Genomic DNA, 24,777 nt, shown 5'->3' on the forward strand with positions numbered 1-24,777 from the left:
CCGGTTAGGTAAGCGTCCGGCCAAGTCACCTTCCGAACCCCAGCATTAAGGGCGATGGTGTCCGCGTATTTTTAAGCGGACGCGATAGCCCTTATCGCCGGTATTGCCATGCGCCAACGAAGCTCTTACCCCCAACCGTTCAAGGCCCAGGTTGTTCAGGAGTGCCTGCAACCCGGTGCGACCGTCTCCAGCGTGGCCATCCGCCACGGTATCAACGCCAACGTCATTCGCAAGTGGCTACCGCTTTATCGAGATCAACTGCCTGCGGCGTTGCCGGCGTTCGTTCCATTGAGGGCTACGCCGAAACGGTCGGCTGAAGCATCGGTGATTATCGAGCTAGCGCTTGGCGAGCAATCGATCACGGTGAAATGGCCGGCCTCCGATCCTGATGGATGCGCCCGCTTTGTCCGTGGGCTCGCCCCGTGATTCGCATCGATACCATCTGGCTCGCCACCGAGCCGATGGACATGCGGGCTGGCACTGAAACCGCGTTGGCTCGCGTGGTGGCGGTGTTCGGTGCGGCGAAGCCGCACTGCGCCTATCTCTTCGCCAACCGCCGCGCCAACCGGATGAAAGTCCTGGTGCACGACGGTGTCGGTATCTGGCTGGCCGCGCGGCGCTTGAACCAGGGCAAGTTCCACTGGCCTGGCATCCGGCACGGCTCGGAAGTCGAACTCGACGCCGAGCAACTTCAGGCGTTGGTACTGGGGCTGCCCTGGCAGCGGGTCGGTGCCGGCGGCACGATCACAGTGTTGTAGCATCGGCCATTAGTCCATCGGGGTATCTGCGCTGACCGCCTGCTCTGGCACAATCAGCGGCATGACTTCCTCGCCCAATCTCGCCCAATTGACGCCTGAGCAGCTGCGTGCACTGGCCGCGCAGTTGCTCACGCAGGTCGACGCGATGGGCAAAAAGATCCACCGCGATCAAACCATTATCGAACAGCTCACCCACGAAATTGCCTGGTTCAAACGGCACAAGTTTGCCAAGCGCAGCGAGCAGCTGAGCCCTGACCAGGGCAGCCTGCTGGATGACCTGCTCGACACTGACATCGCCGCCATCGAGGCGGAGTTGAAAGCCGTCAATCCCCCGGTTGCGCCAGCCGAGCCCCGCCAACAACCCAAGCGTACAGCGCTGCCCGCGCAATTTCCGCGCACCGTGATCCATCACGAGCCGCAGAACACTCAGTGCGCCTGCGGCTGCCAGCTGCAACGCATCGGCGAAGACGTCAGCGAAAAGCTGGATTACACACCGGGTGTGTTCACGGTCGAGCAGCATGTGCGTGGCAAATGGGCCTGTCGCCAGTGCGAAACGCTGATCCAGGCACCCGTGCCGGCCCAGGTGATCGACAAGGGTATCCCCACCGCCGGCCTCTTGGCTCACGTGATGGTGGCCAAATTCGCCGACCACCTGCCGCTGTACCGGCAAGAGAAAATCTTTGGCCGGGCTGGCCTGGCCATCGCGCGCTCGACACTGGCGCAGTGGGTCGGGCAAACCGGTGTGCAGCTTCAGCCGCTGGTCGATGCGCTGCGCGAAACCGTGTTGACCCAGCGCGTGATCCACGCCGATGAAACCCCGGTGCAAATGCTCGCCCCAGGCGAGAAGAAAACCCATCGGGCTTACGTCTGGGCCTACAGCACCACCCCCTTTGCTGATCTCAGGGCGGTGGTGTACGACTTCAGCCCCAGTCGTGCGGGCGAACATGCGCGCACTTTTCTGGGTCAGTGGAATGGCAAGCTGGTCTGCGACGACTTCGCCGGCTACAAGGCCAGCTTCGAGCAGGGCATCACCGAAATCGGCTGCATGGCTCACGCCCGCCGCAAGTTCTTCGATCTTCACGCGGCGAACAAAAGCCAGTTGGCCGAACAGGCACTGCACTCAATAGCCGGCCTGTACGAAATCGAGCGGCAAGCGCGCGACCTGAGCGATGAGGAGCGCTGGCGAATGCGGCAGGAAAAAACGGCTCCCATCCTCGCCACGCTGCATGCCTGGATGCTCGCCCAGCGCGACCTCGTGCCCGAGGGCTCGGCCATCGCCAAAGCCCTGGATTACAGCCTCAAACGTTGGGCTGCACTGACTCGCTACGTCGAGGATGGTGCCGTGCCCATCGACAACAATTGGGTCGAGAACCAGATCCGGCCATGGGCGCTGGGTCGCTCAAACTGGTTGTTCGCCGGATCACTGCGCAGCGGTAAACGGGCAGCAGCGATCATGAGTCTGATCCAGTCGGCGCGGATGAATGGGCATGATCCGTATGCCTATCTCAAGGACGTGCTGACACGACTGCCAACGCAGCGGGCGAGTGAGATCGAGCAACTGCTGCCGCATCAGTGGGTACCCACCTGAGTCACGCAAGGTGACTTGAGCGGACGCTTACCCGGTTAGCGACCATTGCTCTGGCTAGCCATCCTTGTCCTTCCTCACATGGAGGACTTGCCATGAACATCATCGCTACCTGCAGCCGTCAGCCCTGGAACAAAGGAAAACTGGTCGGGCAGAAAACCCCGCTCCGACTGAGAGATATCTGGGCCATCCGAGTAAGGCTTCAAATTGCAGAAAGAAGCCGGGACTTGGCCCTCTTCGATCTGGCCATCGACAGCAAGCTTCGAGCCTGCGACTTAACCAAGCTCCGTGTACGCGACGTTGCCCATGGTGAGCACGTGTCAGCACGAGCCATGGTAATGCAGCAGAAAACGCAGCGACCAGTGCAATTCGAGATCACTGAGCAAACACGATCTGCTCTCGCGGCTTGGATCAATCAGGCCCAGCTACGCAGCGAGGACTGCCTTTTCCCGAGCCGGTTGCATACCTCAGAGCATCTATCTACTCGACAATACGCTCGAATCGTCAAAGGCTGGGTGAAAGCCATTGGTCTTGATCCAGCCATAGATGTCGGGCTGAACGGCGTTGTGACACTTATTTCGGGTGATGCGCGAATACTGGTGCGTCGACCTTTTCATGAAGGAGACATCGGCAAGGATCTCTCCAAGGGTCCCTTGTTCACTGAGCTTTTGCCCAAGAGACCCTACGGGACGGCCACCGCCCGATCTGCTGTCGATGGTGTTGATCGTATCGTTGGTTTCCGACGAGTCGAGGATTACCCGCTGATCACATTCGTTGCCTTGGATCGCTACGAAAATCTGGCAGCTTGGCGAAAGGAGACCCTCTTAAGTCTTGGCTTGATGTTCTTGCTCCTCTCGATTCTCGGCACCCTTAGCTATCGATTAATTCGTCTGATGCAGCAGCAAAATCATGTGCAGCGGGCGCTTTTCCTGGCGCAGGAGCAGTTGCTGGAAAACGCGACGAAGCTTCAAGCACAAGCTCTGGAGGATGGCCTGACCGGGCTGGCGAATCGGCGCTTCTTCGACCAGTACCTAACTGACGAAATGGGGCGGGCCAGGAGAGAGCGTCAGAAACTGGCCTTGTTGATGCTCGATGTTGACCATTTCAAGCGCTTTAACGATGAGCATGGTCACCTTGCCGGTGACGAATGCTTACGGGCTGTAGCTGAGAAGATCCGTCAAACCATCAAGCGCCCTGGTGATATGGCTTTTCGATACGGCGGAGAGGAGTTTGCAGTAGTTCTTCCTGGGGCGGACTCCCAAGGCGCCATGGTTGTGGCAGAAACCATTCGCAAGGCAATAGAAACGGCAGAGTTTGTCGGTACGCAGGGCACAGCGTTGAGGGTGACGGTCAGTATCGGTTTAGTCTCCATACAGCCGACACCTGAAGATACTCCAGACCTCATCCTGTCAGCCGCAGACAAGGCCCTTTACAGCGCCAAGACATCTGGTCGGAATAGAACAGTCGATGCGCTCTAGGGGCGCTCATCGACGTTGCCAGTGCCCCCTACGTTTCGTATTCGAGAAAGTATTATCGCGAATGCAAATGGGGTACATGGCCTTCCTTGCTGGATAGGTTGAAGCGATGCGTGCGGCGGCGTGCGTTGGGCAGGACGCCATTCCAGTAGTGCTCGATGGCTACTGGTTTCATGGATGGCACATGTCTCAAGTCCACAGTCGAAATCTGACCTGCTGTGACCTCATTACGAGCAATTTCTCGTCGCTCAGGGGCATTGCGGGATGCCCTATACTCCTTACATCTGCCCACCGACCGGTGAGCATCGGGCAAGGAAGCCGGTCGGACGGGCAGAGTCTGCTTTTTGCCACGGGTGTCCGGCGGCATGACTTCTGCTGCAGCTAATACACAGCGTTACTGGATGTTGTCGCATACACTCTATGGCGCGGCAGCTATCAGTCGGGTTCTTCTTAGAGCTGTTGCGCAGACGCTGAGCTGTGATTTTTTTCAACTTCGCTGTAACGCCAGCCCGCCTCGTGACTCTAGTTGAATGCCGGCACGCGAAAATCCTTTTGCCCGGCCAATCAAGATCACCCGAGGATACGCACATGACTATTAAAAACACCGCCGCTGGTGCTGCTATCGCGCTCGCTGCTGCAAGCCTTTTTGCTGGTCTTTCAAGCACTGTTGTAGTGGCCGAAGAGGCCAAGGTGCATTGCTACGGCGTAACATCCTGCAAAGGCCAGAATGACTGCAAGACAGCCGAAAACAGCTGCAAAGGCCAGGGTGCTTGCAAAGGTCAAGGCTTCAAATCGATGACTCTGGCCGAGTGCAATGCTGCCAAGGGTACTGTCGGCGAGTAAGTGAGCCGGGGCGACCGCCGCGCGGTTGCCCCGCATCACCGACCAAGGAGTCAGCGATGAATGCTCAACGCGGCAGTCTGGGCTTTGGCCTGGGTCTACGCAGTACCTACTACCAAGCCATTCTCGAGCAACGGCCGGCCATCGACTGGTTCGAGATCGTCTCGGAAAATTACCTGGTGGCGGGCGGTAAGGCCCTCTACTTTCTTGATGCCATCGGCGAGCACTACCCGCTGGTGATGCATGGCGTGTCGCTGTCGATTGGCGGCCCGCATGAGCTGGACCGCGACTACCTGCGCCAGCTCAAACACCTCGCCGAGCGGGTGCAGCCGGCGTGGATCTCCGATCACCTGTGCTGGAGCCGGGGCAATGCCCACCAGCTGCATGACCTGCTGCCGCTGCCCTACACCGAAGAGAGCCTGCAGCATGTGGCCGCGCGGGTGCGCCAGGTGCAGGATGTAATCGAACGGCCGCTGGTGCTGGAAAACGTCTCCAGTTACTTGCGTTGCGCCGATGATCAATTCAGCGAATGGCAGTTTCTCGCCGCGCTCAGCGAGCTCAGTGGCTGCGAGCTGCTGCTGGACGTTAACAACGTCTATGTCAGTGCGCGCAATCATGGTTTTGATGCGTGGGAGTTCATCAGCAGCCTGCCCAAGCAGCGTGTGCGTCAGTTGCACCTGGCCGGCCACAGTGACTACGGCAGCTACCTGATTGACACCCATGATCAGCCGGTCAGCGACCCGGTCTGGCAGCTCTACCAACGCACGCTGCAGCACCTCGGGCCGGTTTCCACCTTGCTCGAGCGAGATGATCATTTCCCCGTTCTGGATGAACTGCTCGGCGAGCTTGACAAGGCCCGCCGTGTGGCCGCCGACGCGCTTCAGGGGTCTGCCCGATGCGCCTGAATGACTGGCAGCGCGAAGTGCAGGCCTATCTGCTGAGCCCTGATGCGCAGCCCAACCCGGTGCTGCAGGCGAGCCTTCTGGGCAGCGCGGCCCTGAGTGCCGAGCAGGGCTTGGCGATCTACCACAACGCCTACCGCGCGCGGCTACTGGAGGCTTTGCGCGGTGATTACCCAGCTGTGCATGGCTGGCTCGGTGATGAGGAATTCGACGCCCTGGCGCTGGCCTATCTGCGCGTTCATCCCTCGCAGCACTTCAGCCTGCGCTGGCTTGGTGCGCAGCTCGCCGACTTTATCGAGGGTTATCTAGTACCCGCGCAGGCCGCGCCGCTGAGTGAGCTGGCGCGCTTGGAGTGGGCGTTTACCCTAGCCTTCGATGCGCCCGAAGGGCAGCCCATGAGCCTGACGCAGATGGCCGAGATGCCTGTCGAGGATTGGCCAACTCTGCAACTGCGTCTGCTGCCCAGCGTGCAGTGGCAGGTGTGCGGGCATAACAGCCTGGCAATCTGGAGAGCATGCAAGGAGCAAGGCGAGTTTCCCGGTAGCCTGGTATTGGCCGAAGCCGAGGTTTGCCTGATCTGGCGTGAGCAGTTGATCACCCGTTTCCGCAGCTTGGCGGCAGCTGAAGCCGCTGCATTGCAGGGCATGAACGAGCAGGGATGGACCTTTGCCGAACTCTGCGCGCAGCTCAGTGATCTGGGTGAAAAAGCACCGCTGCAAGCTGTAACCTGGCTACGCCAGTGGCTGAGTGACGGGCTGCTGCAACGGCACTCGATGGACTGACGGGGCAGGCTACAGCGTGCATAGCTCGGAGAAGTTACTCACCGAGCGTCTAGCAACTACGTTTCTGACAGAAACGTAGGGTTTTCACTCCTTGCTCCTATCCGCAATGCTGCTGCATGAGGGTTATCGTGAAAAAGTGACATGACCTCTTGGCGCAGAAAACGGATAAAAGCTCGGGATGATGGAAGCGCTCATTTAGCCTGTCCTCTGCGCCGGATCAACCAATAGGCTGCCGGCAACACCAGCATCGACAACAACGGTGCGGTAATCATCCCGCCTACCATCGGTGCGGCGATGCGCTTCATGACTTCGGATCCCGCTCCCTCGCCCCAGAGGATCGGCAATAGACCGGCAATGATCACCGCGACCGTCATCACCTTCGGCCGCACGCGCAGCACCGCCCCCTCTCGAATTGACTCAAGCAAAGCAGGGTTGTTTGTGCGACCCGCTTCAACTCGGGAATGCCAGGCGTTCTGCAGGTAGATCAGCATGATCACCCCGAACTCCGCCGACACCCCGGCCAACGCAATAAAGCCGACGCCAGTGGCCACCGAAAGGTTGAAGCCCAGCCAGTAGAGCAGCCAGACACCGCCAGTCAGGGCGAACGGTAAGGTAGCCATGATCAGCAAGGCCTCGGCCAAACGATTGAAGGTCAGATAGAGCAGCACGAAGATAATCAGCAGTGTCGCCGGAACCACCCAAGTCAGGCGCGCATTGGCGCGTTGCAGGAACTCGAACTGCCCCGAGTAGGAAATGGTCATGCCCGCATCTGGCTGCACAGACTCCGACACCCGCTGCTGGAGCTCGTACAAGCACATCAACCGCCTGTTCACAGACAGCGCGGACTGGCACCTGATCGAGACCCACTGGCAGGATCTGATGCAGGTTGCGTTGTCGATCCAGGCCGGCAAGATTTCTTCGCCTATGCTGCTGCGAAAACTTGGTTCCTACAGCCGGCGCAACAAGCTCTACCATGCGGCACAGGCACTGGGCAGCGTGATCCGGACAATCTTCCTGCTCAACTGGATCGGCAGTCGCGAGTTGCGCCAGGAAGTCACCGCCAACACCAACAAGATCGAGTCCTACAATGGCTTCTCCAAGTGGCTGTCCTTTGGCGGCGATGTAATCGCCGAGAACGATCCTGACGAACAGCAGAAGCGCCTGCGCTACAACGACATGGTGGCCTCATCGGTGATCCTGCAGAACACCGTGGACATGATGCGCATCCTGCAGAAACTGGCCCGCGAGGGCTGGCAGTTCAACGATGAAGACGTGTCTTTCCTCAGTCCCTACCTGACCAGCAACGTCAAACGCTTCGGCGAGTTCAATCTCAAGCTCAATCGGCCACCGGAGCCCTGGATCAAAGATTCGGTGTTTCAACAAGCCGCCGGCTCGCTGCGAGTCAACACGGCCAGCAGGACCGATGCCGAGGAGGCAACATGATCGAGATTCCGCCGGCGTCTTTTCACATTACCCCCTACGGCGAAGTGGATGCTGTGGCCCTGGAAAGGCTGCGAGAGGACTTCGACACCTCCCAACTTCTGCGATTGGTTGACCGACTGGATGCCAGCCTGGCCGATCTGGGTGGAATCGTGGCCGTTCGTGATGAGTTGCTGAAGCTTCACGCAATGGCTCTTACTCTCGTAGAGGGCTCGGCACTGACAGTGCCTATTGAGAATGCCTGCATCTGGTCGGAGGCAGAGTCGCTACACCAGGATCTTGAGAGCCTCTCTGAGTGGGCGCGATCGGCCCAAGCTGGGATCGCCCCCTTGCTCGGTCTTGCGCCCGATTATGTGTTGTAGGTGGCCTGGCACCCCCGGTAGATCGCCGCCCCTCAGCTCTACGGACAACACTTCTGCTGCTGGACTGGAGGACATTTCACCGAGCCAAACGAGCAGAAAACACAACAGTCCCCTGGATTGGGGCGCAGCAACGTCTTGCAGTTGCTGCACTCGTAATAGAACTGGCAGGCGTCCGTGGGCATGGTTTCCGGCTTGGCGAAGCCGCAGCGCGGGCAGATCAGCACGGACTCAAGGACAATGGCGCTCATCGTTGCCTCACTTCTGCACGCTTGAGGGATAACCCGCGTTCGCGGTCGCCTCAGTCAGTGCCTCGGGCTGGGCCTTATCGGGATCGTAGGTGACGGTGGCCGTCTTCTGGTCGAAATTGACCTGGACGTCACTCACACCGGACACCTTCTCCAGCGACTTCTTGACCGTGATCGGACAGAGTCCGCACGTCATGTTCTGCACGTCGAGCGTGACGGTTTTCGGGGGAGCCGCCAGCGCCACGAGGGGCAAGGCGAAAAGCGCGGCGATCAGCAGTTTGCGCATGGTTAATCTCCTTCAGTAGAACAGCGGGGCGAGCCACGGCACGGCCAATAGACCGAGCAGCAGCACGCTGACGATCCAGAACACGAGTCGCTGTCGCACGAGCGTGCGCGGATCGGCGCAGGGTGTACCTGGCGTACAAACCTGTGGCGCCAGGTAGAGCTTGCGGAATGCCAATCCCAGGAACAGTAGAGTCAACCCGATGAAGAGGGGTCGTAATGGCTCCATCATGGTCAGAGCGCCCACCCACGTGCCGCTGACACCGAGTGCCAACAGCACCAGTGGCCCGACACAGCACACCGACGCACCGATGGCGGTCAGCGAACTCGCGACCAGCGAGCCTTTCCCGGTGAGTTGCATCCCAATCTCCTGAGCCTGATTGTCTGGATGCTATTCTAAATTCCGTACCAAAGTACGGAATCAAGGAGAAAGTGATGACCACAGACCTGACCATTGGCAAGCTGGCGGACGCCGCCGGGGTGAACGTCGAGACTATCCGCTACTACCAGCGACGCGGGCTGCTGGATGAACCAACCAAACCCTTGGGTGGCCATCGGCGCTATCCGGTGGACATGGTGAAGCGACTGCGTTTCATCAAGCGGGCTCAGGCGCTGGGTTTCACGCTCTCGGAAGTCGGAGGACTGCTGACGCTGGATAAATCGTGCGCCTGTGCCGAAACGCGAGCACGGGCTGCACGCAAGCTCGCGTTGATCGAGCAGAAGGTGACTGACTTGGTTGTCATGCAGCAACTGTTAGGTGGACTGGTGAAACAGTGTAATGCTGGTGACGGCGGAGCGATCTGCCCGATCATCGAGACACTGACTGTTGAGTAATGCCTGACAGCTGAAGGTCGGTCGGAAGCACCCCTCACGATAGATTCAGTGCTTAGTTGGGTATTTGTTCCATCACAGCCCCCTGTTACTCAATGGCCTTTGCCCTCTTGAGCGCAGCTGATCTCACGGAGTTAGCGCTTCTGCTCGTGGAGCTCCGCGTAGCGCTCCCAGATTTGTGATCATCCCGAACTCCCGGATGGTAGCCACTTTACCGCTTGACCTTGCCCCAACGGTAAGGTCCAACCTCTCAATAACGAGATAATCGTGGAGGTTGGCAATGACCCGCGCATTCCCCGAAACCACTGCTGCTGCGCACGCCGGCCCTGTCCAGCAATGGACGTTTGGCGTAGAAGGCATGACCTGTGCCTCCTGCGTGGCACGGATCGAGACGGCATTGACTCAAGTACCCAGGGTTTCCGCCGCCAGGGTCAATCTGGCCAGCGAAGCGGTTATGGTAGAAGCCGATGCCGATTTGGCTCCCCTGCTAGAGGCGGTCGAAGGCGCGGGTTACCGCGTGAAGGAAGAGCAACTGGACCTGGCCATCGGCGGTATGACCTGCGCTTCCTGCGTCGGCCGGGTCGAGAAGGCCCTGCTGAAGGTGCCGGGCGTGCTGGCGGCCACGGTGAATCTGGCCAGCGAGGCGGCCCGGGTCCGGGTGGTGTCCGGTGCGGTAGCGCCGGCGGCGCTGATCCAGGCGGTTGCGGCCGCCGGGTACGAGGCCGGTGTGCCGGCAGCCAAAGAGGCCGCCGCCGCGCCGCCGCCTCGCGACTGGTGGCCGGTGGCACTGGCCGCCGTGCTGTCCCTGCCGCTGGTGGTGCAGATGCTCGCCGTGTTGCTGGGTGCGCGCTGGAGCCTGCCGGGCTGGATACAACTGCTGTTGGCCACGCCGGTGCAGTTCTGGCTGGGGGCACGTTTCTATCGGGCCGGTTGGCGAGCATTACGCGCCGGCAGCGGCAATATGGACCTGCTGGTGGCGCTCGGTACCAGTGCCGGCTACGGGCTGTCGGTCTATCTGTTGGCGACGCATGCCGGCCCCGGCGTCCCGCACCTCTATTTCGAGGCTTCCGCGGTGGTGATCACCCTGGTCCTGCTCGGCAAGTGGCTGGAAGCGCGTGCCAAGCGCCACACCGGAGACGCCATTCGAGCACTGCAGGCACTACGGCCGGACACCGCCTGGGTACGCCGTGAGGGGGTGGACTGTCAGGTATCGGTGAGTACCTTGGCCGTCGGTGATTTGCTGGTGGTACGGCCGGGCGAGCGGGTTCCCGCCGATGGTCTGGTACGCGACGGACGCAGCCATCTCGACGAGTCGCTGCTGACCGGTGAGAGCCTGCCGGTGGCGAAAGCTGAAGGCGATGCGGTGACCGGCGGCGCAATCAACGGCGAAGGACTGTTGCTGGTCGAGACCACGGCGGTGGGCGCGGAAAGTACGCTGGCCCGCATCATCCGCCTGGTCGAAAACGCTCAAGCGGCCAAGGCGCCGATCCAGCGCCTGGTGGATCGGATTAGCGCCGTCTTCGTCCCCGTGGTGTTGGTGATTGCTGCCATGACCCTGGTGATCGGCTGGTGGCTCACCGGCGAGGTGGCCGGCCCACTGATCAACGCGGTGGCGGTGCTGGTCATCGCTTGCCCTTGCGCGCTGGGCCTGGCCACGCCGACGGTGATCATGGTCGGCACCGGCGTCGGTGCGCGCCACGGCATCCTAATCAAGGACGCGGAAGCCTTGGAGATCGCCCACCGGGTCAGCGTGGTGGCTTTCGACAAGACCGGCACGCTGACCCAGGGCAAGCCAAGGGTGACCGCGCTGGAAGTGGCGAATGGCGATAGCGCGCGCCTGCTGCAGCAGGCCGCCTCGGCGCAGGCCGGCAGCGAACACCCGCTGGCGCAGGCGCTGCTGGACAAGGCCAAGCAGGACGGCACGGATTTATTGCCCGCATCCAAGGTCACGGCGTTGCCGGGGCGCGGTCTGGCGGCCTTGGTCGCAGGGCGAGAGCTGCGCCTGGGCAGCACACGACTGATGCAGGAGCTCGGCGTTGACCTGTCACCGCTGGCGGCGTCCGCAGCAACGCTGGCCCGGGCCGGCAACAGCGTGTCCTGGCTCGCCGACGTGACTGGACAGCCACTGCTGTTGGGCCTGATCGCCTTCGGTGATGTGCTGAAGCCGAGTGCCCGCCAGGCCGTGGCGCGGCTGCGCGGACTGGGCATACGGACTGTGATGATCAGCGGCGACAACCGCGGTGCGGCTGAGAGCGTGGCGGCTATGCTCGGCCTCGACGAGGTGCGCGCCGAGGTGTTGCCCGGCGACAAGGCCGCGGAGGTGCAGGCGCTGAAGACCGGTGGCGCAGTGGTAGCCATGGTCGGCGACGGCATCAACGACGCTCCGGCGCTGGCGGCGGCGGATGTTGGCATTGCCATGTCGACCGGTACCGATGTAGCCATGCACACCGCCGGCATCACCCTGATGCGCGGTGATCCGGCGCTGGTGGCGGATGCCTTGGCTCTCTCCCGCCATACCTACGGACGGATTCTGAAGAGCCTGTTTTGGGCCTTCGTCTACAACCTGGTCGGCATTCCACTGGCCGCCTTCGGCCTGTTGAGCCCGGTGGTGGCCGGTGCGGCGATGGCATTATCCAGCGTATCGGTAGTCACTTACGCGCTGCTGCTCAAGCGTTGGCGGCCGGCACCGCTAGAGCTGGACGGACTCGTTGGCTCAGTGAGAAGGAGGCATCCATGAACATTGGCGCAGCGGCGAACGTCAGCGGCTTGACCGCCAAAATGATCCGCTATTACGAACGCATCGAGCTGGTCCCAGCTTCTCGGCGCACCCGGTCTGGCTATCGCGACTACCTGGAAAGGGATGTACAGGTTTTGCGCTTTATCCACCACGCCCGAGAACTGGGCTTCTCATTGACGCAGGTGCGCGCCTTGCTGGCGTTATGGCGGGATCGCCAACGCCCTAGCAGCGAAGTTCAAGTCATAGCCCACCACTACATCGACGCGCTGAACGCACGCATTGTCTTGCTCCAGGCACTGCGCGACAGTCTGAGCTACCTGGCCGAGCATTGCGACGACCTTGAGCAACCACCGGGGCCGATTCTGGATGATCTGCCCCCCCACTAGCTGAATGAAAGGAGAACATCATGACCTGCGATAAATCCACCATGATTCGGGTTGGCATAGGTGCCGGCATCATTCTGCTGGCTGCCTATGTCCTGTTCCCGGCTTTTCAAACCTGGATTGCGGCGAACGCGCTGATCTTCCTGCTACTGCTCTGTCCGCTGTCAATGCTGTTCTGCATGCGCGGCATGCACAAAGGACCACCCGCTAGCGATGACACGCAGAAGGTAAAGCCGATCGAGCGTGATCCGACTGACGCGCCGTGATCTTTCCGCAAAACGGAACACTGACGAATTGCTCCCCCTATCGACCTGGGCTAGACTCCGCCGCATGAAACGACGACTGCACCTGCTGTTGCTCCTACTGCTCAGCCTGACCCTACCCCTGAATGGGGTGGCGGGTGCGCTCGCGTTTTCGGAACCGTGCCCCATGGAGCAGCAAGGCATCTCGATGGAGGATATGCAGTCTTCGTGCTGTGAAGACCATCAGCAGCAAATGTCCAGCGGCAAAGTCTGTAAGACCGGACAAGAGTGCAAGAGCAGCAGCATGCTGCAGGTCTCGGTCATCAAGACGCCTCTTCTGTGTTCTCGCTCCGTAGTAACCACTCCTACCCACGATTTCCTTCCAGCCGCGCCCCCTTCTGGGGTGTGGCGGCCCCCTCGCGCCTGATTCCCGTGCTGACTTGAGTTCCGTTTCCCCCGCTTAGGCGGCGAGACGGTGTGCGTGTGCCCCTTTGGGTGCGCGCCGGATCATCCACAGGAATCGTGAATATGAGTTTCCGACGCTATTGCGGAGGACGCCTTTCGCTGGCCGCCCTCACGCTGTGCGCCCTGGCCGTGCCCGGCCTGGCCGCCGCCCTTACCCTGGACGAAGCCCTGCGCCTGGCGGAGCGCGAGGCACCGTCACTGGCTGCCCAGGCTGCCAACCAAGATGCCGCCATGCAGGCCGCCATTCCCGCCGGTGAATTACCGGACCCCAAGCTTGCCCTAGGTATCCAGAACTTTCCCATCGAGGGCGATGCCCGTGGCAGCCTCACGCGCGACTTCATGACCATGCAGATGGTCGGGGTCATGCAAGAAGTTCCCAACCGAGCCAAGCGCCGTGCCCGTGTCGAGGCTGCCCAGGCGGGCATCGACAGCGCCGATGCACTGGAGCGGGTCGAACGCCTCAAGGTGCGCCGTGAAACTGCGCTTGCCTGGATCGGCGGCTTCGCGGTCGAGCAGAAACTGCAACTGTTCCAGACTCTGTACGACGAGAATCGCCTGCTGGCCAAGGCCGTACAGGCCAACTTGGCCGGCGGCCGTGGCCAGGCGGCTGACAGTTTGGCGCCCAAGCAGGAAGCAGCACTGCTCGCCGAGCAGGAAGATGAACTAGAACGCAACCGCACGCAGGCCCGCGCGGCCCTGCGCCGCTGGGTCGGGCCGGTGGCGGTCGAGCCGCTGTCCGGCTCTTGGCCGAGCTGGCGAGTCGATGACCTGCATTTCCGCCACAGTTTGGATCGTCACCCTGAGCTGCAGGCCTTCACGCCGATGACACAGGAGGCAGAGGCCCAGGTGCGTCTAGCCGAAGCGGACAAGAAGCCCGACTGGAGCTGGGAGCTGGCCTACCAAAAACGTGGCGAGGCCTTTGGCGACATGGTCTCCGTGCAGTTCACCTTCGACCTACCCCTGTTCACCGCCAGCCGGCAGGACCCGAAGATCGCCGCCAAGCGCGCCGAAGTGCTGCGCCTGGAAGCCGAGCGCGAAGCCATGACACGGGAGCACGCGCAAGCGCTGGCCGACGATCTGGCCGAACACCGCCGCCTGGAGCGCGCCGTGGAGCGCAGCCGACAAACCCTGGTACCGCTGGCCGAGGAGAAGGTACGCCTGGCCATGGCGGACTACCGCGCCAGCCGTGGCGAGTTAATGGCGCTAGTGGCCGCGCGGCGCGAACTCATCGAGGCCCGCCTGAAACACATCGACCTTGAACAGCAACGTGCACAGACCAGTGCCCGCCTGTATTTCGCCTATGGAGAAAGTAGCCAATGAAGACTCGAATCTGGAAAGGCGCGTTGCTGACGGGCTTGGCGCTCGCCATTGGTGCAGCGGGCGGCTACTGGTTCGCTCAGCCCCTGGTGGAGGCCGGGGCCAGCATGGCCAATGCCCAGGAGTCCTCCGCACCGGACGAGCGCGAAGTGCTCTATTGGTACGACCCCATGTACCCGCAGCAGAAATTTGACCAACCCGGCAAGTCTCCCTTCATGGACATGGAGTTGGTGCCGCGCTACGCCGGCGAGGCGAGTGACAGTGCCGCGGTCAGCATCGACCCAAGCGTCGTCCAGAACCTGGGCATGCGCCTAGCGACTGTCACCCGTGAACACTCGGTCACTGAGTTGGAAGTGGTCGGCAACCTGGCCTTCAATAGCCGCGATGTCGCCGTGGTGCAGGCACGCAGCGGGGGCTTCGTCGAGCGCGTGTATCGGCGCGCGCCCGAGGATCTGCTGGTTGCTGGGGCCCCGTTGGCTGACCTGCTGGTACCTGAATGGGCGGCTGTTCAAGAAGAGTTCCTGGCCTTGCGCGAGGTCGGTGAAAGAGCATTGTTGGACGCAGCCCGGCAGCGCCTACGGCTGGCTGGGATGCCGCAGTCATTGATCGAGCGAGTCGAGCGTAGTGGCAAGGTCCAGGCCCTCTGGACGGTCACTAGCCCGATTGCCGGCGTGCTGCAGGAGCTCAATGTCCGCGAAGGCATGACCCTGGCAGCCGGCCAACCCTTGGCCACAGTCAACGGCCTGAGCAGTGTCTGGCTAGACGTGGCAGTGCCTGAGGCCGAAGCCGGTGGCGTGCAGCTCGGCCAGCCGGTGGAGGCATACCTGCCTGCTTTCCCCGGTGAAGTGCTGGCGGGCAAGGTGAGCGCCTTCCTGCCGCAGGCCAACCTGGATAGCCGCACGCTGCGCGTGCGGGTCGAACTGGATAACCCGGCGGGCCGTCTGCGGCCAGGCATGACCGCCAAGGTTCGGCTGAGTCGCCCGAGCGAACAGAACGCATTGTACGTGCCGAATGAAGCGGTGATCCGTACCGGCCGGCGTGCCCTGGTGATGCTAGTCGAAGGCGAGGGTCGTTATCGACCGGTTGAGGTCCGTCTTGGACAGGAAAGGACTGACAAGGCGGAAATTGTCGAGGGCCTGGAGGAAGGTCAGCAGGTAGTCGCCTCCGGACAGTTCCTGCTCGATTCCGAGGCCAGCCTGCGCGGGGTACTCGCCCAGGACCTCGCATCACCCGACGCTCAGCCGATGCAGGCCCTGCATGAGGCGGAAGGCAAGGTGGTCGAGATCGACAACGACTCGGTCACCCTGGCCCATGGTCCGTTCAAGACCCTCGGCATGCCTGGAATGACCATGACCTTTCCGTTGGCAGATCCGACTCTGCTGGAGGGCGTACAGGCAGGGGACTCGATACACGTTGGCGTGCGCGAAACGGACGACGGCCTGTTGATCGAGCGGCTGGATAAGCTGGAGGTGCAACCATGATCGCCAAGCTGATCCGCTGGTCGGTGGCCAACCGCTTCTTGGTGCTGCTGGCCACCCTGTTCGCCGTCGGCTGGGGTGTCTGGTCGGTGCAGAACACCGCCATCGACGCGCTGCCGGACCTCTCCGATGTGCAGGTGATCATCCGCACGCCCTTCCCGGGGCAGGCGCCGCAGATCGTCGAGAACCAGGTGACCTATCCACTGGCCACCACCATGCTCTCGGTGCCGGGTGCGAAAACGGTGCGCGGTTATTCCTTCTTCGGCGACAGCTTCGTCTACGTGCTCTTCGAGAACGGCACCGACCTGTACTGGGCGCGTTCGCGGGTACTGGAATACCTTAGCCAGGTACAGGCCCGTCTGCCTGCGGGAGCCACGCCCGCCCTGGGGCCGGACGCCACCGGGGTGGGCTGGATCTATCAGTACGCCCTGGTCGACCGCAGCGGCACGCATGACCTGGCGCAGTTGCGGGCGTTGCAGGACTGGTTCCTCAAGTTCGAACTGAAGACCCTGGCCAATGTCGCCGAGGTGGCCACCATCGGTGGCATGGTCAAGCAGTACCAGGTGCTGCTCGATCCGATCAAACTGGCCAGCCGCGGTATCACCCAGCAGCAGGTCGCCGAGGCGATCTCCAAGGCCAACCAGGAAACCGGCGGTGCGGTGCTGGAACTGGCCGAGACCGAGTTCATGGTGCGCGCCTCGGGTTACCTGCAGACGCTGAATGACTTTCGCGCCATCCCCCTGCGCCTGGACAGTGGCGGCGTGCCGGTGACGCTTGGCGAGGTGGCGCACATCCAACTCGGCCCGGAAATGCGTCGCGGCATCGCCGAACTCGACGGCGAGGGCGAGGTAGTCGGCGGCGTGGTGATCCTGCGCAGCGGCAAGAATGCTCGCGAGGCCATCGCCGCGGTCAAGACCAAGCTTGACGAACTGGGCAAGAGCCTGCCCTCGGGGGTGGAGATCGTTACCACCTATGATCGCAGCAAGCTGATCGATCGTGCCGTAGAAAACCTCAGTCACAAGCTGATCGAGGAGTTCATCGTAGTCGCCCTGGTTTGTGCGCTGTTTCTCTGGCACCTGCGCTCATCCCTGGTGGCTATCGTCTCGCTGCCGGTCGGGGTGCTGATCGCCTTTATCGTCATGCAGCAGCAGGGGATCAACGCCAACATCATGTCCCTCGGCGGCATCGCCATCGCCATCGGCGCCATGGTCGACGCCGCGGTGGTGATGATCGAGAACGCGCACAAGAAGATCGAGGCTTGGCGCGAGGAACACCCGGGCGAGGACCTCAAGGGCGAACATCACTGGCACGTGATCACCGAGGCGGCGGTGGAGGTCGGCCCGGCACTATTCTTCTGCCTGCTGATCATCACCCTGTCGTTCATCCCGGTTTTCACCCTGGAGGCCCAGGAAGGCCGCCTGTTCGGTCCGCTGGCCTTCACCAAGACCTACGCCATGGCGGCCGCCGCCGGCCTGTCGGTGACCCTGGTGCCGGTGCTGATGGGCTACTGGATTCGCGGGCGGATTCCCAACGAGGAACAGAACCCGCTGAACCGCTGGCTGATCCGCATCTATCAGCCGGCCTTGGACGCGGTACTACGGCGGCCGAAAATCACCCTGCTGGTCGCGTTGCTGATTCTTCTCAGTGCGCTCTGGCCGATGAGCCGTCTCGGTGGCGAGTTCCTCCCGCCGCTGGACGAGGGCGACCTGCTCTATATGCCCACCGCGCTGCCGGGGCTGTCCGCGCAGAAGGCGGCGCAACTGCTGCAGCAGACCGACCGCCTGATCAAGACGGTGCCGGAAGTCGCCCATGTGTTCGGCAAGGCCGGCCGTGCCGAAACCGCCACCGACCCCGCACCGCTGGAGATGTTCGAAACCACCATTCAGTTCAAGCCGCGCGAGCAGTGGCGACCGGGGATGACCCCGGAGAAGCTGGTGGAGGAATTGGACCGTACCGTGCAGGTGCCAGGGCTGGCCAACCTATGGATTCCGCCGATCCGCAACCGCATCGACATGCTCGCCACCGGCATCAAGAGCCCGATCGGCGTCAAAGTCGCCGGCAGCAACCTGGCGCAAATCGACGAGATGACCCAGGCAGTCGAGCGGGTCGCCAAACTCGTGCCCGGCGTCAGTTCCGCTCTGGCCGAGCGCCTGACCGGTGGGCGCTATGTGGATGTGCAGATCGACCGCGAAGCAGCGGCGCGCTATGGCTTGAATATCGCCGATGTGCAGGCGATCGTCGCCGGCGCCATCGGCGGGGCGAACATCGGCGAGACCATCGAGGGCCTGGCGCGCTTCCCGATCAGCCTGCGTTACCCGCGCGAGTGGCGCGATTCACTGGCAGGGCTGCGTGAGCTGCCGATTTATACCCCCCAGGGCAGCCAGATCACCCTTGGCACCGTGGCGCAGGTCAAGATCAGCGATGGTCCACCCATGTTGAAAAGCGAGAATGCGCGTCTGTCTGGCTGGGTCTACATCGACGTGCGTGGCCGCGATCTGGCTTCAGTAGTGGGTGACCTGCGCCAGGCCATTAATGATCAGGTCAAACTACAGCCGGGCATGAGCCTGAGCTACTCCGGGCAGTTCGAGTTTCTCGAACGCGCCAATGCCCGGCTCAAGCTGGTGGTGCCGGCCACCCTGGTGATCATTTTCGTCTTGCTCTACCTGACGTTCGCTCGCTTCAGCGAAGCCCTGCTGATCATGGCCACACTTCCCTTCGCACTGGTCGGCGGCATCTGGTTCCTCTACCTGCTCGGCTATAACCAGTCGGTGGCCACCGGGGTCGGCTTTATCGCCCTGGCCGGGGTCGCCGCCGAGTTCGGCGTGATCATGCTGCTGTACCTGAAGAACGCCTGGAACGAACGGCAAGACGCCGGCCGCACCGACGAAAGTGCGCTTATCGAGGCAATCCGCGAAGGCGCCGTGCAGCGTGTGCGGCCCAAGGCGATGACCGTGGCGGTGATCATCGCCGGCCTGCTGCCGATCCTGCTGGACAGCGGCACCGGCAGCGAGGTGATGAGCCGCATCGCCGCGCCCATGGTCGGCGGCATGGTCACCGCGCCGTTGTTGTCGTTGTTCGTCCTGCCGGCGGCCTATCGGCTGATGCGTCGCCGCCAGACCTCTGAATTCATCCCCAACCAAGCAGAAGGAAAACTCGCATGAAGAACTACACCCTCCTAGGTGCTCTGACTCTGGTCCTCGGCCAACCGGTCTTTGCCACCGAAATGCCTGCCATGCCCATGGACAAGATGCCCATGAAAGAAATGCAGATGGAGCAATCGGGGGCTATGGCAACCGCCCAGGCTTCCGGCACCGTCAAGGCCATCGATAGTCAGAAAGGCAGTGTCACCATCGCCCATGGCCCCGTGCCTGCCGTGAAGTGGCCGGCGATGACCATGGGTTTCAAGGCGACGCCCGAGCAACTGGCTCAAGTGCAGGTCGGCCAACAGGTGATGTTCGAGTTCAAGAGCGAAGGTATGACGGCGACGCTCCTGTCGATCAAGCCGATGCAGTAATAGCGCCAAGAATGGCCGGTCCGGTGAGCTATATCCTTTCGCCGGGCCAGTCTTTCGGATCAGTGATTTGACTCAACCATGGGTAACTGTGCTGCCATCCTCCCGTTGCTCCTTTGGTTTGGAGGTTGGCCCTAGGCGCCTGGATCAGGCGCCTCTTTTTCGAAAGAGGCCTTGGCACAGATTGCCCCTCACCTGGAGAAGCAATCATGCCTCTGACATTCCTACTACGCGGTGCAGCTAGGCTCGGGCTGCTAGTCGGCGTCACCATTCTTGCCGCCTGCGGCGATGCAGCGGTCACCCTGGAACATGTACACGGGCTGGCGTTCAGCCCGGATGGTCAACAGCTGTCCATTCCCAGTCACCATGGTCTGGCCGTCTACAGCCAAGGGCGCTGGAGCAAGGCACCCGGACCTGCACACGACTATATGGGCTATTCGGTGACGCGCCAGGCGATCTACAGCAGCGGCCACCCGGCCCGCGGCAGCGGTCTGGTCAATCCGTTCGGAGTGATCAAGAGCAGCGATGGAGGGCGCACGTGGCAGCAACTGGGCCTACAAGGCGAGTCGGACTTCCACCTGCTGGCCAGCGGTTACGATAGCGCAACCCTATATGTCTACAACACCCGTCCGAATTCGCGGATGAGCGCCCCGGGCTTGTATTACAGCCGCAACGATGGAGCCAATTGGCAGCGCGCATCCGCGCAGGGAATTGGCGAGGCGCCGACCGCACTGGCGGTGCATCCGAGCGACCACCGGCTGGTCGCGGTGGCGACCGGAGCGGGCCTGTACCTGTCGCGCGATGCGGGTCAACGCTTCAGGGCGGTCGTCGAAGGCGAACAGGTAGTGAGCGTCACCTTCAGTCTTGATGGCAGCAGCCTATGGTTCGGTAGCTACGGCGACGCGGCCAAGCTATCCAGGCTGGATCTGAAGACGCGCGAGATTACCCCGCTCGGCGTGCCTGAGCTGGATGAGGACGCTATCGCCTATCTTGCACAGAACCCAGTCCAGCCAAAGGAATGGGCGACGGCGACCTTCAAACGTGACGTCTATCTATCAAAGGACGCCGGCACGACCTGGAGCGCGATCGCCAAAGCCGGTCAGACTCTGGAGTGATGCAGCCGCGGCTCAAAGGCAAGCAAGGAAGGCCGGGGCGACGCGGCATGGTTGTCCCGCGCAGAGGTGGGACGAAGTTTTCCGCAGCATCCGGCTATTTGGGATGGGGAAAGAACAGTGCGTGGAGAAACCGCCCCCACTCCTGCCGGCGTGGAAAGAACATCGGTAGGTGCCGGCGATAGGCTTGATAGGCCTCGCCGAACCGCGCCGTCAACACTGATTCTTCCCGCCTGGCCAGGTGAACATAGGCAAAGACGATCACCGGAAACAACAGCAAGGTGATGATCGTTGGCCAATGGATGATCTGACCGAAAACGGCCAGCATGATCCCTGTGTACTGCGGGTGACGGACCAGACTGTAGACGCCTTGGGTGGCCAACTGGCCCTCCAGGCTGGCGTAGTAGACCTGAACCCAGCCGCGGATCAACAGCATCAGACCAATGACGATGAATACTCCGCCCAGCAGCATTTCCAGCGTGGCGCCGAGGCTGCCGTAGCCCAGCAAGGTGGCCCAGAGATGCCCGGAATAGCCCGTCAGAGGAAGATCGATGCCCAGAAACCCCGTCAGCAGATAGATGGTCAACGAGAAGCCATACATCTCGGCGTATAACGCGATGATGAACGCTTGCACCAGGCCGGCGCCCGTCCACTCACGCCAGCTGCGTGGGGCGGCAAAGCGGTAGAGAAGCCAGGAGGCAATCAATACCATCACCAGCACCCAGCCCCAGTGCCCGTAGTGCATGGCGAAGTCATTCATGGTCAGGCTCCTTCCTATCGATCGGCAGTGGAACTGTGTAGCGAAAATCTCGAAGCGTCCGGGTATCGACACCGCTGACGGTGCCGTACCCGGCGCCATTCACTTATTCCCCTCTACGCCGGAGGCTTAGAGGGGGTGGCAAGCAACGAGCTCTTTACTGCGCCTTGCTGTCGCCTTGACCCGCCTCCTTACTCATCTGCTTGTTCATGTTTTCCATCATTTCGTTGCAGTTCTTCATCATTGAATTCATCTCCTGCATCATTCCCATCATTGGCATTTTATTGCCGTCCATCATGTGCATGCCTTCTCCCATCATCATCTCGGAACCGCTCTTGGCGGTATCCTTGGACGCCTCGGCAATAGCAACGGAAGCCGTACCAAACGTTATTGCGGAGGCAAGTGCGGCGGTATAGATAAGGGCGTTACGCATGGCGGTTCTCCTGATCGACAACAGTGGTTTCGTTCATTCGGGTTAGCGATGATTGCTCTGGAACTTCTTGTTTGCAGGTCTCGCCACCCATGCTCTTCATGCAGAGCCAGACCATCACCAGGCACGGCAGAACAGAAAGCAGAACAGGCAGGGTGGCTACAGCAAACAGGCCGCCCAGGTTAAACAGCAGAGTGAACGCTACGGCAACCGCAAGTCCCGCAATCAGTGGGTGGTGCTGCAACAAGCCTTTTAGGTAAAGCGTCGTGTTCTTGATCATGGTGTAGTCCTCAAGGTTGGTTCAGGCGCATCCGCTCAATTATCAGAACAACCGCCGCCATAAATCTGATACTCCAAGGCCCGTGGGGCTCCGCTGCTGTCTTCGTACCGCATGATCGAAGGCACAACGCCGCACTCCTGGCTCGTATCGCTGATGGACAAGACCCGGGCAATATCCAGCTTCATCCCGTAGTGGTAGGTCTCGACCGGGATCTGCTGAATATCGCCCTGTACCCCTTGTATGGCTTGTTCCTGAGCGGCATGAGCCATACCTCCAGCCACGAGCAGCGCCACTGCAGCGAGTAGAGCTGTGGCTCGTCTTGTGCATATCGATACAGGCACAAGCAAAAGTTTCAGTTTTTTCATTGGGCACTCTCCTCAAGCGGATAGCGGTCCCTGGCGATTCAGGGAATTGCTTCCGCATGCTTGTCGGCATGAACAACAATCAAAATGTCGGCGACCATATCCAAATTTTTTCGTCTAAACAGACGCCCAGCGGACGTCAACGAACAGCTTCAGAGATTGATCAGAACAGTCTGCTTAGGAGGAAAAGGATCGGGAGCGACGGCCATGCGGCCAAGGAGGGAGGTGTAATAATCGTGTTGCGGCGAAGTGTTGACGGGCGATGAGTCGACAATGCTTGTTACTGCTCCAGTATAAGAGGCAGCGCAACTGATCGAGCAGGACATTTGATCATCCATGTAAGGACACAAACCGCCTACTTGCGTGTCGGTCTCAGTCTGCATTCCTTGCATGACCAAGCAATTGAGGGATGAACTCGCCGACCCAGGGTTGAATTCCTGGGTGCTGCCATGGGCTGGGTTCTACCCCATTTCCACGGACGGTTTGAAAAGGGCTGAAAACTTCAAATCTTGCCGGGCGACTCTACGACGCATTCGGGGGTTATGAAACCGCTCGATGTAGTCGAATAAATCCGCCCGAGCCTCGTCACGGGTTCGATACGACTGATGGGAAACGCGCTCCCTTTTCAGCTGACCGAAGAAACCCTCACACGCAGCGTTGTCGCCGCAATGACCGACGGCACTCATGCTGCAGACGAGCGTGTTGCGACTCAGAAAGCGCTGGTAGTCAGCACTGGTGAATTGGCTGCCGCGATCCGAATGCAGGATCACTGACCAGTCACCTTGGCGCTGCCAAACCGCCATCTCCACCGCTCGAATCACCATCTGCCGATCCTGGCGGTGATGCATCGACCAACCGATCACCAGTTTGCTATACAAGTCGAGCACCACGCATAGGAAGAGCTTGCCTTCCAGCGTGGCTATCTCCGTGATGTCCGTGACCCACTTGCGCTCCGGTTCCGGCGCGCTGAAGTCGCGCTCCAACAGGTTTTTCACGCCTGCTGGGCGGCCACTGGCGGTTCTTCCAAAGCCACGTCGTTTCCGGCGTGGCCAGCCTTGAATCCGCTCAGCAGCCATCAGGCGAGCAACGCGATTCAGGCTGACGGTTTCGCCCTCGTCGAGCAGATCCTCGTGCATGCGTGGTGCTCCGATCACGCCACGGCTGTCTTCGTGAATCTCCCGAATGCGCTTCACCAAGCGCGCATTCTCTTGAGCACGCGAGCTTGGCTCACGATCCTGCCAGGCATAGTAGCCACTGGCAGAAACCTTCAGGCAACGGCACATCAGGCGTACCGGGTACTCGTTGCGGCAGCGCTGAATCACCGTGTACCGCTCGATGACTCCTTGGCAAAGTACGCTGCCGCGTCTCTTAAAAAATCACGTTCCTTGGTGACCCGGGCCAGCTCGCGCTTGAGGCGGGCAAGCTCCTCATCCCGCGGGCTTCCCGTTCCAGGGAAGGCTTTCTCAGTGCCTGGTTGCGCCTCCCGCACCCAGCGTGTGAGCAGGCTGGGGGCAACGCCAATCTCCAAGGCCACCTGTCGACAGCTCGCCCCTGAACGACGAACCAGCTCAATGGCTTCCCGCTTGAATTCGGGGCTGTATTTCTTGCGCTTCATGAACACTCCTTCAGCTCGGCGTGAGCTTACTCGAAAGTGTCCGTGTTAACGGGGTAGAACCCCTGCGAGGTTTCGAGCATCAGGCCTTTTGGAACCTATATGCCCATTTTTATGAAGCGTATATATCGCATTCGCACGCTGGAGGAGGTAGGCCGAACGGTCATCGCAGTAGCCCTCGACGGGCGTGCTTGCTCTCGGCGACACACTGCGGGCGGATGCTGTCGAGGCGGTCAGTGCGCAGCGCAAGATGGTCTGCGCACGGTGCTGCTCACCGGCGACAACGAGCTCACGGCGACCTGCCCGCTCTGCGGCTTCGCCAAGCCGGAAACCATGCCCGCGGACGCCTGCCAGTTCTATTACGAGTGCAGCAACTGCAAGGCGCTGCTGCGCCCCAATCCGGGGGAATGCTGCGTGTTCTGTTCGTTCGGCTCGGTGAAGTGGCCGCCGATCCAGCAGCAGCTGCGTGGGTGTTGCCCGTAGAGCTCGGGTGGATTACAGGTCGTAGTCAGGGTTGCGCAGCGGACGCAGCTCGCCGCGGGCGACCTCTTCCGGTACCGCAAAGGACATACCGACCGAGTATGTTGAT

The 24,777-nt window shown here is 61.3% G+C and carries 25 protein-coding genes and 4 pseudogenes; 20 read left to right on the plus strand and 9 right to left on the minus strand.

Features of this window, described 5'->3' with window-relative positions:
- Positions 1 to 108: 108 nt before the first annotated feature.
- The 8 genes and pseudogenes from tnpA to PA6_RS20280 all read left to right on the plus strand — a co-directional run bounded on the left by tnpA (position 109) and on the right by PA6_RS20280 (position 6,342).
- On the plus strand, positions 109 to 426 hold the full coding sequence (gene tnpA / locus PA6_RS23545) for an IS66-like element accessory protein TnpA (protein WP_021702849.1): 318 nt from the start codon (positions 109 to 111) through the stop codon (positions 424 to 426).
- Positions 423 to 758 carry an IS66 family insertion sequence element accessory protein TnpB gene (tnpB, locus tag PA6_RS24315; RefSeq protein WP_021702850.1) on the plus strand — a complete coding sequence of 112 codons (336 nt, stop codon included), beginning with the start codon at positions 423 to 425 and terminating at the stop codon, positions 756 to 758. Before tnpA ends, tnpB begins: the two co-directional genes overlap by 4 nt.
- 61 nt (positions 759 to 819) lie before the next feature.
- On the plus strand, positions 820 to 2,346 hold the full coding sequence (gene tnpC, locus PA6_RS20260) for an IS66 family transposase (protein ID WP_021702851.1): 1,527 nt from the start codon (positions 820 to 822) through the stop codon (positions 2,344 to 2,346).
- A 92-nt stretch (positions 2,347 to 2,438) separates the two neighbouring features.
- A pseudogene (locus tag PA6_RS24320) lies at positions 2,439 to 3,053 on the plus strand (tyrosine-type recombinase/integrase); the annotation flags it as partial.
- Between the two features lie 267 nt (positions 3,054 to 3,320).
- A pseudogene (locus PA6_RS24820) lies at positions 3,321 to 3,821 on the plus strand (GGDEF domain-containing protein); the annotation flags it as partial.
- A gap of 585 nt (positions 3,822 to 4,406) precedes the next feature.
- Positions 4,407 to 4,661, plus strand: coding sequence for a BufA2 family periplasmic bufferin-type metallophore (bufA2, locus tag PA6_RS23050; RefSeq protein WP_021702853.1), 255 nt, complete (start codon positions 4,407 to 4,409; stop codon positions 4,659 to 4,661).
- A 56-nt stretch (positions 4,662 to 4,717) separates the two neighbouring features.
- Positions 4,718 to 5,563 (plus strand): MNIO family bufferin maturase, encoded by an 846-nt coding sequence (gene bufB, locus PA6_RS20275; protein ID WP_021702854.1) that lies wholly within the window; start codon positions 4,718 to 4,720, stop codon positions 5,561 to 5,563.
- Positions 5,554 to 6,342, plus strand: coding sequence for an HvfC/BufC N-terminal domain-containing protein (locus PA6_RS20280; RefSeq protein WP_021702855.1), 789 nt, complete (start codon positions 5,554 to 5,556; stop codon positions 6,340 to 6,342). Before bufB ends, PA6_RS20280 begins: the two co-directional genes overlap by 10 nt.
- A gap of 191 nt (positions 6,343 to 6,533) precedes the next feature.
- On the opposite strand, the pseudogene PA6_RS20285 reads toward PA6_RS20280, so the two are convergent.
- Positions 6,534 to 7,148, minus strand: a pseudogene (locus PA6_RS20285) (efflux RND transporter permease subunit); the annotation flags it as partial.
- Between PA6_RS20285 and PA6_RS20290 the strand changes: the two are divergent.
- A pseudogene (locus PA6_RS20290) lies at positions 7,144 to 7,785 on the plus strand (Tn3 family transposase); the annotation flags it as partial. The pseudogenes PA6_RS20285 and PA6_RS20290 overlap by 5 nt on opposite strands.
- Positions 7,782 to 8,144, plus strand: coding sequence for a Tn3 family transposase post-transcriptional regulator TnpC (gene tnpC, locus PA6_RS20295; RefSeq protein WP_021702858.1), 363 nt, complete (start codon positions 7,782 to 7,784; stop codon positions 8,142 to 8,144). The pseudogene PA6_RS20290 and the gene tnpC (PA6_RS20295), both read left to right, overlap by 4 nt.
- Before the next feature lie 38 nt (positions 8,145 to 8,182).
- Here tnpC (PA6_RS20295) and PA6_RS24330 read toward each other — a convergent pair whose 3' ends face one another.
- Genes PA6_RS24330 through PA6_RS20305 form a run of 3 tightly spaced genes read right to left on the minus strand, consistent with a single transcriptional unit; the run spans position 8,183 to position 9,038 of the window.
- Complete coding sequence (locus tag PA6_RS24330; protein ID WP_073656666.1) at positions 8,183 to 8,392, minus strand: GDCCVxC domain-containing (seleno)protein; 210 nt, start codon at positions 8,390 to 8,392, stop codon at positions 8,183 to 8,185.
- Positions 8,393 to 8,399: 7 nt separating this feature from the next.
- Positions 8,400 to 8,675 carry a mercury resistance system periplasmic binding protein MerP gene (gene merP, locus PA6_RS20300; RefSeq protein WP_021702859.1) on the minus strand — a complete coding sequence of 92 codons (276 nt, stop codon included), beginning with the start codon at positions 8,673 to 8,675 and terminating at the stop codon, positions 8,400 to 8,402.
- A 12-nt stretch (positions 8,676 to 8,687) separates the two neighbouring features.
- Complete coding sequence (locus tag PA6_RS20305; protein ID WP_043217162.1) at positions 8,688 to 9,038, minus strand: mercuric transporter MerT family protein; 351 nt, start codon at positions 9,036 to 9,038, stop codon at positions 8,688 to 8,690.
- A 68-nt stretch (positions 9,039 to 9,106) separates the two neighbouring features.
- Between PA6_RS20305 and merR the strand changes: the two genes are divergently transcribed.
- From merR to PA6_RS20350, 9 genes are all read left to right on the plus strand, one after another.
- Positions 9,107 to 9,505 (plus strand): Hg(II)-responsive transcriptional regulator, encoded by a 399-nt coding sequence (gene merR / locus PA6_RS20310; RefSeq protein ID WP_021702861.1) that lies wholly within the window; start codon positions 9,107 to 9,109, stop codon positions 9,503 to 9,505.
- Between the two features lie 277 nt (positions 9,506 to 9,782).
- Complete coding sequence (locus tag PA6_RS20315; RefSeq protein ID WP_021702862.1) at positions 9,783 to 12,239, plus strand: heavy metal translocating P-type ATPase; 2,457 nt, start codon at positions 9,783 to 9,785, stop codon at positions 12,237 to 12,239.
- Positions 12,236 to 12,625, plus strand: coding sequence for a MerR family DNA-binding protein (locus tag PA6_RS20320; RefSeq protein WP_021702863.1), 390 nt, complete (start codon positions 12,236 to 12,238; stop codon positions 12,623 to 12,625). The genes PA6_RS20315 and PA6_RS20320 overlap by 4 nt, the downstream gene beginning before the upstream one ends.
- Before the next feature lie 20 nt (positions 12,626 to 12,645).
- The gene (locus PA6_RS20325) at positions 12,646 to 12,888 is read left to right on the plus strand and encodes a DUF2933 domain-containing protein (RefSeq protein ID WP_021702864.1); all 243 of its coding nucleotides are present in this window, start codon (positions 12,646 to 12,648) and stop codon (positions 12,886 to 12,888) included.
- A gap of 504 nt (positions 12,889 to 13,392) precedes the next feature.
- Complete coding sequence (locus PA6_RS20330) at positions 13,393 to 14,649, plus strand: TolC family protein (RefSeq protein ID WP_021702865.1); 1,257 nt, start codon at positions 13,393 to 13,395, stop codon at positions 14,647 to 14,649.
- The gene (locus PA6_RS20335; RefSeq protein ID WP_021702866.1) at positions 14,646 to 16,127 is read left to right on the plus strand and encodes an efflux RND transporter periplasmic adaptor subunit; all 1,482 of its coding nucleotides are present in this window, start codon (positions 14,646 to 14,648) and stop codon (positions 16,125 to 16,127) included. The genes PA6_RS20330 and PA6_RS20335 overlap by 4 nt, the downstream gene beginning before the upstream one ends.
- The gene (locus tag PA6_RS20340; protein ID WP_021702867.1) at positions 16,124 to 19,285 is read left to right on the plus strand and encodes an efflux RND transporter permease subunit; all 3,162 of its coding nucleotides are present in this window, start codon (positions 16,124 to 16,126) and stop codon (positions 19,283 to 19,285) included. The genes PA6_RS20335 and PA6_RS20340 overlap by 4 nt, the downstream gene beginning before the upstream one ends.
- Positions 19,282 to 19,638, plus strand: a complete 357-nt coding sequence (locus PA6_RS20345) for a copper-binding protein (protein ID WP_021702868.1) — start codon at positions 19,282 to 19,284, stop codon at positions 19,636 to 19,638. Before PA6_RS20340 ends, PA6_RS20345 begins: the two co-directional genes overlap by 4 nt.
- A 206-nt stretch (positions 19,639 to 19,844) precedes the next feature.
- Complete coding sequence (locus PA6_RS20350; RefSeq protein ID WP_021702869.1) at positions 19,845 to 20,750, plus strand: F510_1955 family glycosylhydrolase; 906 nt, start codon at positions 19,845 to 19,847, stop codon at positions 20,748 to 20,750.
- A 94-nt stretch (positions 20,751 to 20,844) separates the two neighbouring features.
- Here the strand turns inward: PA6_RS20350 and PA6_RS20355 are convergent, their stop codons facing one another.
- The 5 genes from PA6_RS20355 to PA6_RS20375 all read right to left on the minus strand — a co-directional run bounded on the left by PA6_RS20355 (position 20,845) and on the right by PA6_RS20375 (position 24,191).
- Positions 20,845 to 21,507, minus strand: coding sequence for a methyltransferase family protein (locus tag PA6_RS20355; RefSeq protein ID WP_021702870.1), 663 nt, complete (start codon positions 21,505 to 21,507; stop codon positions 20,845 to 20,847).
- 154 nt (positions 21,508 to 21,661) lie between these two features.
- Entirely contained in the window at positions 21,662 to 21,937 is a 276-nt protein-coding gene (locus PA6_RS20360; RefSeq protein ID WP_021702871.1) for a hypothetical protein, read from the minus strand.
- Positions 21,930 to 22,214 carry a hypothetical protein gene (locus PA6_RS20365; protein ID WP_003131929.1) on the minus strand — a complete coding sequence of 95 codons (285 nt, stop codon included), beginning with the start codon at positions 22,212 to 22,214 and terminating at the stop codon, positions 21,930 to 21,932. Before PA6_RS20365 ends, PA6_RS20360 begins: the two co-directional genes overlap by 8 nt.
- A gap of 35 nt (positions 22,215 to 22,249) precedes the next feature.
- Positions 22,250 to 22,579: a DUF2790 domain-containing protein gene (locus PA6_RS20370; RefSeq protein WP_021702872.1), complete on the minus strand. Its 330-nt coding sequence runs from the start codon at positions 22,577 to 22,579 to the stop codon at positions 22,250 to 22,252.
- A gap of 458 nt (positions 22,580 to 23,037) precedes the next feature.
- A protein-coding gene (locus PA6_RS20375) for an IS3 family transposase (RefSeq protein ID WP_115287995.1) occupies positions 23,038 to 24,191 on the minus strand; the annotation gives its coding sequence in 2 pieces (ribosomal slippage) (positions 23,038 to 23,945 and positions 23,945 to 24,191; 1,155 coding nt in all).
- A 261-nt stretch (positions 24,192 to 24,452) separates the two neighbouring features.
- Between PA6_RS20375 and PA6_RS20385 the strand changes: the two genes are divergently transcribed.
- Complete coding sequence (locus PA6_RS20385; protein ID WP_021702875.1) at positions 24,453 to 24,671, plus strand: GDCCVxC domain-containing (seleno)protein; 219 nt, start codon at positions 24,453 to 24,455, stop codon at positions 24,669 to 24,671.
- Positions 24,672 to 24,777: the final 106 nt, after the last annotated feature.

It is taken from the genome of Aquipseudomonas alcaligenes NBRC 14159, from assembly GCF_000467105.1.
Taxonomy (GTDB): domain Bacteria; phylum Pseudomonadota; class Gammaproteobacteria; order Pseudomonadales; family Pseudomonadaceae; genus Aquipseudomonas; species Aquipseudomonas alcaligenes.